The organism is Mesorhizobium sp. M7A.F.Ca.CA.002.04.1.1 (assembly GCF_004022805.1).
GTDB lineage: Bacteria > Pseudomonadota > Alphaproteobacteria > Rhizobiales > Rhizobiaceae > Mesorhizobium > Mesorhizobium ciceri.
Map to the genome: position 1 here is coordinate 1 of NZ_RZPL01000190.1, position 8,524 is coordinate 8,524.

The 8,524-nt window shown below is 60.2% G+C and carries 10 protein-coding genes; 3 read left to right on the plus strand and 7 right to left on the minus strand.

Annotation, left to right across the window (positions count from 1 at the left end; all coding sequences use genetic code 11):
• Positions 1 to 462, minus strand: a 462-nt coding sequence (locus ENZ75_RS12555) for an HAD-IIB family hydrolase (RefSeq protein WP_128278124.1), incomplete at its 3' end; no start/stop codon positions are given.
• Between the two features lie 234 nt (positions 463 to 696).
• Between ENZ75_RS12555 and ENZ75_RS12560 the strand changes: the two genes are divergently transcribed.
• Positions 697 to 1,203, plus strand: a complete 507-nt coding sequence (locus tag ENZ75_RS12560) for a ferritin-like domain-containing protein (RefSeq protein ID WP_013531567.1) — start codon at positions 697 to 699, stop codon at positions 1,201 to 1,203.
• Between the two features lie 59 nt (positions 1,204 to 1,262).
• On the opposite strand, the gene ENZ75_RS12565 is transcribed toward ENZ75_RS12560, so the two are convergent.
• The 3 genes from ENZ75_RS12565 to ENZ75_RS12575 form a co-directional block, all read right to left on the minus strand.
• Complete coding sequence (locus tag ENZ75_RS12565) at positions 1,263 to 1,412, minus strand: hypothetical protein (RefSeq protein WP_013531568.1); 150 nt, start codon at positions 1,410 to 1,412, stop codon at positions 1,263 to 1,265.
• A gap of 40 nt (positions 1,413 to 1,452) precedes the next feature.
• On the minus strand, positions 1,453 to 2,424 hold the full coding sequence (locus ENZ75_RS12570) for an SDR family oxidoreductase (RefSeq protein ID WP_024505521.1): 972 nt from the start codon (positions 2,422 to 2,424) through the stop codon (positions 1,453 to 1,455).
• A 307-nt stretch (positions 2,425 to 2,731) separates the two neighbouring features.
• Positions 2,732 to 3,427 carry a TetR/AcrR family transcriptional regulator C-terminal domain-containing protein gene (locus ENZ75_RS12575; RefSeq protein WP_013531570.1) on the minus strand — a complete coding sequence of 232 codons (696 nt, stop codon included), beginning with the start codon at positions 3,425 to 3,427 and terminating at the stop codon, positions 2,732 to 2,734.
• A gap of 192 nt (positions 3,428 to 3,619) precedes the next feature.
• Between ENZ75_RS12575 and ENZ75_RS12580 the strand changes: the two genes are divergently transcribed.
• Both ENZ75_RS12580 and ENZ75_RS12585 read left to right on the plus strand, forming a co-directional pair.
• A complete protein-coding gene (locus ENZ75_RS12580) occupies positions 3,620 to 4,102 on the plus strand; it encodes a RidA family protein (RefSeq protein WP_027161647.1) in 483 nt (160 codons plus the stop codon).
• Between the two features lie 418 nt (positions 4,103 to 4,520).
• Complete coding sequence (locus ENZ75_RS12585) at positions 4,521 to 5,165, plus strand: GNAT family N-acetyltransferase (protein WP_224620913.1); 645 nt, start codon at positions 4,521 to 4,523, stop codon at positions 5,163 to 5,165.
• A 4-nt stretch (positions 5,166 to 5,169) separates the two neighbouring features.
• Here ENZ75_RS12585 and ENZ75_RS12590 read toward each other — a convergent pair whose 3' ends face one another.
• Genes ENZ75_RS12590 through metG form a run of 3 tightly spaced genes read right to left on the minus strand, consistent with a single transcriptional unit; the run spans position 5,170 to position 8,345 of the window.
• Complete coding sequence (locus ENZ75_RS12590) at positions 5,170 to 5,997, minus strand: MBL fold metallo-hydrolase (RefSeq protein ID WP_013531573.1); 828 nt, start codon at positions 5,995 to 5,997, stop codon at positions 5,170 to 5,172.
• Between the two features lie 3 nt (positions 5,998 to 6,000).
• Positions 6,001 to 6,795 (minus strand): TatD family hydrolase, encoded by a 795-nt coding sequence (locus ENZ75_RS12595; RefSeq protein ID WP_063168015.1) that lies wholly within the window; start codon positions 6,793 to 6,795, stop codon positions 6,001 to 6,003.
• Positions 6,795 to 8,345: a methionine--tRNA ligase gene (metG, locus tag ENZ75_RS12600; RefSeq protein WP_063168014.1), complete on the minus strand. Its 1,551-nt coding sequence runs from the start codon at positions 8,343 to 8,345 to the stop codon at positions 6,795 to 6,797. The genes ENZ75_RS12595 and metG overlap by 1 nt, the downstream gene beginning before the upstream one ends.
• Positions 8,346 to 8,524: the final 179 nt, after the last annotated feature.

Genomic DNA, 8,524 nt, shown 5'->3' on the forward strand with positions numbered 1-8,524 from the left:
GGCCGCGGCGAGCCCGGTGGCTTTGTTGATGCCGCTCGGCAGGATCATCACCGCGCCCTTGTTGAAGATGATTTCCAGTTCGAGACCCATCTTCTTGATGACCTCAAGCACGGTCGCTTGATGCGGTTCCCAGGTCGCGACGATCGATCGTCCGACCGAAAGCGGCTTGACGCCCTGCCTCTTCAACCTGGCGACGAATTTGGGCTCGGGCGGCGGGGCGATCACCCGCTCTTCCTCGCTGGCCGGCGTGTAGATCATCGCGCCATTCTCAGCGACGACCTTGTCGAAGAGGCTAAGCTCGGGAAAGACGCCCTTGAGATCGGGCAGTTCACGCCCGGTGACGAGAACCAGCTTGCGGCCGCTTTTCTTGAACCGCTCAAGCGCAGTGAGCGTTTTCTTGGCGACGACCCCATCATGAGCCAGCGTGCCGTCATAGTCAGTCGCCAATGCAATGAAATACATTCCGCCAACCCTTCTCGGTTCCGATTGCTCTGCGGCTAGAACGTGTGATCGAGACAAAGGCTCCCCGCCGACCGGATCGAGGTCTTGGAGAAGGGGGAACGGTCCGCCCTCGGAAATCAGGAACTCCTTCGGTGCCGGCACGTTGACCAGAGAAGCCGGGAACCGTCCCGGTCTTTGTTGGCGGCGCAAACCCCGTCGCCGAAATCCACACCAAGCGCAATGAAAGGTAAGGCCATGGGCTTCTTTTCGAAGGACATAAAGACACTCGACGATCTCTTCGTGCACACGCTGCGCGACATCTATTACGCCGAAAAGCAGATCGAGAAAGCGCTGCCGAAGATGATCGACAAGGCAACCGACCCGCAATTGAAAGCCGGATTTGAAAAGCACCTCGATCAGACGAGAGGCCATGTCGAGCGCGTCGAACAGGTGTTTGAGTTGCATGGCGTCAAGGCCAAGGAGGTCAACTGTCCGGCAATCGACGGCATTCTCGAGGAGGCCGACGATGTGAGCGGTGACGTCGATGACAAGGAGGTTCTCGACGCGGCGCTGATTGCTTCGGCGCAGGCCGTCGAACACTACGAGATGACGCGCTACGGCACGCTCATCGCCTGGGCCAAGCAGCTTGGCCGCACCGACTGCGCCAATGTGCTGGCCAAGAATCTCAAGGAAGAACAGGCGACAGATCGCAAGCTCACCGAAATGGCGGAAAGCAAGATCAACCTGCAGGCAGCCGAATAAGGCTGCAATCCGGCCGGCTGGTAACTCGGCCGGCCGGATTGCCGGTAGGTTCCATCCCGTCAGCGAGACGGGTCGACGCCCAGTGCCGCTGATTGCTTGCGCAGCGCCTCACCGTCATCCTGCGGCACATGCCGAGCAGACCCTGCGGTTTCCGTGTAGATGCGATACGCTACACAAGCGAACGCCACCATGAAAAGCAGACGGCCCATCCATCCTACTCCTTCGTTGCGGACTTCGTTTCGGCCATCCTCAGTACCCTCCGACGACGGGCAAGATTTCGCCGGTGATGTAGCTCGAGCAATGCGGCGAAGCGAGGAACACATAGGCCGGCGCGAGCTCTTCCGGTTGCGCTGGTCGTTTCATTGGCGTGTCGGCGCCGAATTTCGAGACGTCGTCAGCTTCCTTGTCCGACGGATTGAGCGGCGTCCACACCGGACCCGGTGCTACCGCATTCACCCTTATGCCCTTGCCGATGAGATTGCCCGACAGGGCCCGCGTGAAAGCATGAATGCCGCCCTTGGTCATCGAATAGTCGACCAGCTGTTTTGAACCGTCGATACCGGTTACCGAACCGGTGTTGATGATCGCCGAACCGGGTTTCATGTGCGGCACCGCTTCCTGCGCCATATGAAAATAGCCGTAAAGATTGGTCTTCAACGTCGTGTCGAAATGTTCTTCGGTGAGCTCGCCGAAGTCGCTGGAATGGATCTGGAACGCAGCATTGTTGACCAGCACGTCGATGCGGCCGAATTTTTCAACGGTCTCCATGACCGCCTTGTGGCAGTGGCTGCGTTCGCTGACATCGGCCTTGACCAGGAGGCAGCGTCGTCCCTCCTTTTCCACCGCGGATTTGGTCTCTTCAGCGTCCTTGTCCTCGGCCAGATAGACGATCGCGACGTCGGCGCCCTCGCGGGCGAACAACACCGCCACCGAGCGGCCGATGCCCGAATCGCCGCCCGTGATGAGCGCTACCTTTTGGTTGAGTTTTTTCGATCCGAGATAGTAAGGCGCATCGTACAGCGGCGCCGGCTCTATGGCCCATTCATGTCCCGGTTTGGGCTGATGTTGCTCAGGGAAGGGGGGCTCGGGATATTCGCGGGCGCCAGCCTGCATGGCGCCTTGAAGCTTCCCATCGCCTTTCGATTTGTCCTTGGCATCGATGCCACGTTGGATATGGCGCTGCTTGGCCGCTTCACCGGCTATTTCCGACTTCATCTGCATGATCGTCTCCTTGGCTTGGAGAGAAAACAACGCATGTCGGCCAAAAAGGTTTTGCGCAAAAGATCGACTGCAGAGAGGATTCCGACCAGCGGTTGGCAATGCGTGGCGACGACATCGCCAACTGCAACAATTCAGCTGCAATGCAGCCGCACCAGCCACCGCCGCGATGGGATCGAGCATCTGGGGCTTGCCCGCTGCCTGCGCCGCCTTGGCGGCGAGCCAAACGTGATGATGTGGACTGGGAAGCTCTTGCGTCGCGTGCGCAAAGCAGCGCCATCCGGTCTGCTCCGGGCGGAGCGCCGGAATTCTATCTTGGCGAGAGGCCGTCGAGCAGGAAGTCGAGGCCTCTTCGGAAGGCGCCATCCCAATCGTTGTCCAACAGCAGACGAGAGCGTTCGATTGTCGGGTAGTGTTCGCTGAGATGTGTAAGACGCTGCTGTGCGGCTGCCCTGTCTTCTTCCGAGAGATCGAAGCTTGCCCGGGTGAGGGTGGCGCCCATCACATAGTTCCAGAGCGACCATATCGCGGCGTTCAGATCCGCGTCCGCAACACCGGCTCTGGACAAGGTCTTGCTCAGCATTTCCAGGCGACCGAGAATGTTCCGACCGAGCGCCCGGCGCGGCAACAGCGATGCCGACCAAGGATGGCGCAACATTCTGGCGCGCCAGTCTTCGAGCATATGAACGACGTCTCCGCGCCAGTCCGGAGACTCACCTGTTTCAGGCGATCCGCGATGTTCGAGCACCGAATCGACTGCTAGATCAAAGACATCCTCCTTGTTGTCGACGTGCCAATATAGACTCATCACACCCGAGCCGAGGCGATCGGCCAGCCGACGCATTGTCAATCCGTCTATGCCCTGGGCGTCCAGCAGTTCCACCGCGGTCGCCACGATACGCTCTCGAGACAGCGGCGGCTCGGTGCTCGCTTGCTGCACGGGCTGGAGCGACACGCTTATCCGTTGATCCCCTTTGCTCCGGGCGCCGCTGCGTTTGGCTACCATCCGTCGTCCTCGCTTTTTCAGAACATCGATTTTGACCGGCAACGCGACAAATGTCGATCTTGAGCGATTGACTCGTACGACGTACCATACGATGACTCGTACATCGCACGATTCACGTAGCGATTAGGTTAAAGTTCAATCTGCAGGCGCCAGGGTAGGTTGCTCGCAGGCTGCGGAGCCAAGCGAAAAACCATGTCACGCGCAATCAAGCATCTGCTTATCGGAGGGCTAATCATCATGACCATTGCAGTCCCCACTGCGTCGCCGGCGAACGAGTTCAAGCTGACTATTGTCAATCCACAGGCACTCTACGACCCGTCGCCGAATGGCTACAGCACCGCCGTAATCGCACCGCTCGGAGCTCGGATCGCCTACATCTCCGGGCAGGGCGGCCAAGACAGCACAGGAACCTTGTCACCGGATTTCGCCGTCCAGGTGAAGCAGGCCTACGCAAATTTGCATGCTGCGCTTGAGGGCATCGGCGCCAAGCCGGATCAGGTGGCGAAGCTCACGGTCTTCGTGGTCGACCACGACATGTCCAAGCTCGAGGTGTTGACCAGGAACGTCAAGGACATGTTCGGCGAGGCGCTGCCGGCGCAGACTCTGGTTCCCGTTCCCAAGCTTGCAATCGATCCCATGCTTTTCGAGGTGGAGGCCACCGTTATTCTGGAATAGTCGCTCCGATTGACCCGATCGTTCGAACAAAGAGTCGAGCGCGCTGCCGACGGCTGCGCGCTCACAATATCGAGCGGATGTTTCCAAGCCTCACGTGTTTCCAGGCTGAAGCCTCCAAGGGAACTGGAAAGTGAAGTCGGGGACCGCCGCATCCATGCCGCTCGCCGTATCCAAAAGTCGCATAAGATAGATTATGGAACTAACGCATGGGCCAAGAACTGTAAATTGCCGCTGATTCTCATAGGCTTGAGCCGATTGTGGCGTATTGCCTTGAGCGGATCGCCAACGCTAGGCTGTTGAAATGAAGATGGCAAACAGCGAGATCGAAGCGGCAATCGAAGTGTTCGTGCATGGCTTCAGCGCTGATAGGAGCCGCACCTTTCCTTACGAGGCCAGCCGCGTTGGACCATTGTGGCTGATGCGCGATGCCGAACGCAAGAATCCTCGCGATTACCGCGGCGAAGAATGGGTCGTCCATGACGTCGCCGCTCAAGAGACCGATGCCGTCGTGCGGCAGCATGCGCGGCCGGGCTTTGCCATTTCCGTTGTGATCGCGAACGACGATCCGGACGGGCCGACACGAACCGCCTACAAAGCTCTCGGCTACCGGCTGCTGCGGACCGAAGGCTTTTTCGTCCACCGATTGCACCGGATTCCGAACCCGCCATCGGTTGCTTCGGTCGAACGCGTGCAGACGGCCGAACGGGCGGCACAGTTGGGAAAGATCATCCGCAGGCAGCCGATCCCAGACGATTTGCTCGGCGACACCGCGCCGTTCCGCCAGTATGTGGCAATCGACGGCGCCGACATCGTTGGGCGCGTTCGCAGCCTGGATGCCGTGGGAGCCACCTGGTGTTCGAGCATGTATGTCGAGCCGTCGCACCGGCGTCGCGGCATTGGTCAGGCTTTGATATCGAAAATGTTGCACGACGATCGCGCGCGCGGGTCAAGGTACTCGGTGCTGGCAGCAACCCATGCCGGGGCGCTGCTTTATCCCCGGATGGGCTACGAGCGGATCGGAACGCTGCTGATATTTGCACCAAGGAGCCGAAAGCCCTCATGAAGCTCTATTCGCATCGTGCTGATTCATAAGGGATTTCTATAACCATGCCGTCATAGGCGGGTTCGACATTGGCTGGTGTCTCGGCCATCACCGAGACGTAGTCGAGCGGCACGTGCATATGTGTCAGCACCGCATGTATCGGCGCCAGCCGCTGGATCCATTCAAGCGCTTCGCCAAGTGACAGATGACTTGGATGCGTCCGGTACTGCAGCGCGTCGATGATCAGCACGTCGAGGTCGCCCAGCCGTTCGGCGGTGGGTTCCGGAAAGTCGCTGATGTCGGGGCAATAGGCGAGACCGCCAATGCGGAAACCGAGCGATACGATGTCGCCGTGGATCTGCGGCAGCGGCTCGAGGGTGAGGGTACCCCCCTCTCCTTCGACGACCACCGGCCTGGTGTGGTCGATGAGATGCGGCCTGACGATCGGCGGATAGGAACTGCCTTGCGGCGTCTCGAAACAGTATCCGAACGCTTCCCGCAGCCGAAGCATCGTCGCCCTGTCGGCATGGACGTCGATGAGCTGGCGCTGATCGAGGACGAAACCGCGCAGATCGTCGATGCCATGGATATGGTCGGCATGCGGGTGGGTATAGACGACCGCATCGACACGTTTGACGCCGGCCAGCAGCATCTGCTGCCGAAAATCCGGCCCCGTGTCGATGACGACAGTCGTTCGGCTGCCGTTCGCCGCAATCCGCTCGACGAGCGCGGCGGCACGGGTGCGCCGGTTCCTGGGGTTGTCGGGGTCGCAATTGCCCCAATCGCCGGTGATGCGCGGCGTACCTGGGGACGAGCCGCAGCCGAGAATGGTGAGGCGCAGCCGGTCAGTCATCGTTCAGGCACTTTGCTCTGCAGGCCGCGGCATCTTGCCGAACAGCCGGAAGAAATTATCTGTGGTCAGATCGGCGATTTCAGCTTCGCTTACCCCGATCGTTTCGGCCAGCACTTTGGCGGTATGGGCGACATAGGCGGGCTCGTTGCGTTTGCCGCGAAACGGCACGGGCGCCAGATAGGGCGCATCGGTTTCGACCAGCAATCGGGCATGCGGGACATCGGCGGCAATGGCACGCAACTCAGCTGAATTCTTGAAGGTCAGGATGCCCGAGAACGACACGTAGCCACCGAGAGCGACGCCCACCTCGGCAAGCCGGCGCCCGGAAGAAAAGCAATGCAGGATGAAGGGGAAGGCGCCCTTCCCTGTTTCGTCCTCGAGAATATCAGCCATGTCGGCATCGGCATCGCGCGAATGGATGACCAGCGGCAGCCCCGTTTCACGGGCGGCGGCGATGTGGTTGCGAAAGCCTTGCGCCTGTGCATCGCGTGGCGCCTTGTCGTAAAAATAGTCGAGACCGGCCTCGCCGATGGCCACTACTTTTGGGTGCGCGGATAGCCGCACAAGCTCCTCGACCGTGATATCCAGTTCTTCGGCCGCATTGTGCGGATGAGTGCCGACAGAGCAATAGATTTCGTCGAAAGTTTCAGCGATCTCAAGTACTTGCGGAAACCGCTTCACGCGTGTCGAGATCGTCACCATACGGCCAATTCCGGCGGCTAAAGCGCGGGCGACGATGGCCGCCCGCTCCTCGGCGAAATCTGGAAAATCCAGATGGCAGTGGCTGTCGACGAGCATCAGATGTTCGCGTCCGGCTGTTCGACGTAACGCGGAAACACGCCTTCCGGCACCGGCAACGCAGTGCCGGGCACAAGCGCGTGATCCGCGTGGACATGCACGAAATCGCGGCTCTCCGCCGGCACCGCCAGCAGGTCGAGCAGTTTCGCGGCCGAGCCCGGAGTGAAGGGCTGACACAGCACCGCCACGCGGCGCACGACTTCGGCGGTCGTCCACAGCACCGTTTCCATGCGCGCCGGGTTGGTCTTCTTCAGCGCCCATGGTGCCTCGCCGGCGAAGTAGCGATCGGCTTCCGCCACCACGCCGAAGATAGCTGCCAGCGCCAGATGGATGCCCTGCTCGGCGACCGCCTTGCGCGCGGTGTCGAGCGCGGCGGCGGCCTGATCCAGGATCGCTCTGTCTGCATCCGTCAGCTCGCCGCGCTGCGGCACCACGCCGCCGCAGTTCTTGGCGATCATCGACAGCGAACGCTGCGCCAGGTTGCCGAGACCGTTGGCAAGATCGGCATTGGTGCGGTTGACGATCGCGTCATGGCTGTAGCTGCCATCGTTACCGAACGGCACCTCGCGCAGGAAGAAGTAGCGCACCTGGTCGAGACCGTAGTGCTCGACCATCGCGAATGGATCGACGACGTTGCCAACAGATTTCGACATCTTCTCGCCGCGGTTGAACAGGAAGCCATGCGCGAAGACGCGCTTTGGCAACTCGATGCCCGCCGACATCAGAAATGCCGGCCAATAGACCGCATGGAAGCGGACAATGTCCTTGCCGATGATGTGCGTGGCCGGCCAATAGTGCCATTGCTCGGCCTTTGTGTCGGGATAGCCGGCGGCGGTGATGTAGTTGGTCAAGGCGTCGACCCAGACATACATCACATGCTTGTCGTCGCCTGGCACCGGCACGCCCCATTTGAAGGTCGTGCGCGAGATCGACAGATCCTTCAGCCCCGACTTGACGAAGCTGAGCACCTCGTTGCGGCGCTCGGTCGGACCGACAAAGTCGGGCTGGCTCTCATAAAGCGCCAGCAATTTGTCCTGATAGGCGGAAAGCCGGAAGAAATAGCTTTCTTCCTCGTTCCATTCGACCGGCGACCCAAGCGGTTCGCGGCGCACGCCGTCGTCGCCGAGCGTCGTCTCGCTCTCGTCGAAATAGGCTTCCTGGCGCACCGAATACCAGCCGCTATAGCGGTCGAGATAGATGTCGCCATTGGCGGCCATCGCTTTCCAGATCGCCTGACAGGATTCGTAGTGGCGCGGTTCGGTCGTGCGAATGTATTGGTCATTCGAGCCGCCCATCGCCTCGGTCATTGCGCGGAAAATCGCCGAATTGCGGTCGGCCAGCGCCAGTGGCGTTATACCTTCCTTCTCGGCAGTTTGCTGCATCTTCAGGCCATGCTCGTCGGTGCCGGTCAGGAAGAAGACGTCCTTGCCGTCCAGGCGCTGGAAGCGTGCCAGGGCGTCGGTTGCAATGACCGTATAGGCGTGGCCGATATGCGGCTTGCCGTTCGGATAAAAGATCGGGGTGGTGATGTAGAATTTGTCGCGTGACATGAATGAACCGTCATGAATGTCTGAATGGAAAGGCGTGGCGGTGGATATCGTATCGAGGCAGCATTTGCCATCCCGATCCAGGAAACCCAGTCACATTCGCATTGCAGAATTCAGGCGGTCGATCATGATCAAGGCGTGCTGCTTCTTATCGAGATTGTAAGTATCGGTCTCAGATATAG

Excerpts from the sequence above, each read along its gene's own strand:
- metG (WP_063168014.1), bottom strand. The coding sequence starts at position 8,345 with ATGTCACGCGACAAATTCTACATCACCACCCCGATCTTTTATCCGAAC.
- ENZ75_RS12575 (WP_013531570.1), bottom strand. The coding sequence starts at position 3,427 with ATGGTAGCCAAACGCAGCGGCGCCCGGAGCAAAGGGGATCAACGGATA.
- ENZ75_RS12560 (WP_013531567.1), top strand. The coding sequence starts at position 697 with ATGGGCTTCTTTTCGAAGGACATAAAGACACTCGACGATCTCTTCGTG.
- ENZ75_RS12580 (WP_027161647.1), top strand. The coding sequence starts at position 3,620 with ATGTCACGCGCAATCAAGCATCTGCTTATCGGAGGGCTAATCATCATG.
- ENZ75_RS12570 (WP_024505521.1), bottom strand. The coding sequence starts at position 2,424 with ATGCAGATGAAGTCGGAAATAGCCGGTGAAGCGGCCAAGCAGCGCCAT.
- ENZ75_RS12595 (WP_063168015.1), bottom strand. The coding sequence starts at position 6,795 with ATGCTCGTCGACAGCCACTGCCATCTGGATTTTCCAGATTTCGCCGAG.
- ENZ75_RS12585 (WP_224620913.1), top strand. The coding sequence starts at position 4,521 with ATGCGCGATGCCGAACGCAAGAATCCTCGCGATTACCGCGGCGAAGAA.
- ENZ75_RS12565 (WP_013531568.1), bottom strand. The coding sequence starts at position 1,412 with ATGGGCCGTCTGCTTTTCATGGTGGCGTTCGCTTGTGTAGCGTATCGC.
- ENZ75_RS12590 (WP_013531573.1), bottom strand. The coding sequence starts at position 5,997 with ATGACTGACCGGCTGCGCCTCACCATTCTCGGCTGCGGCTCGTCCCCA.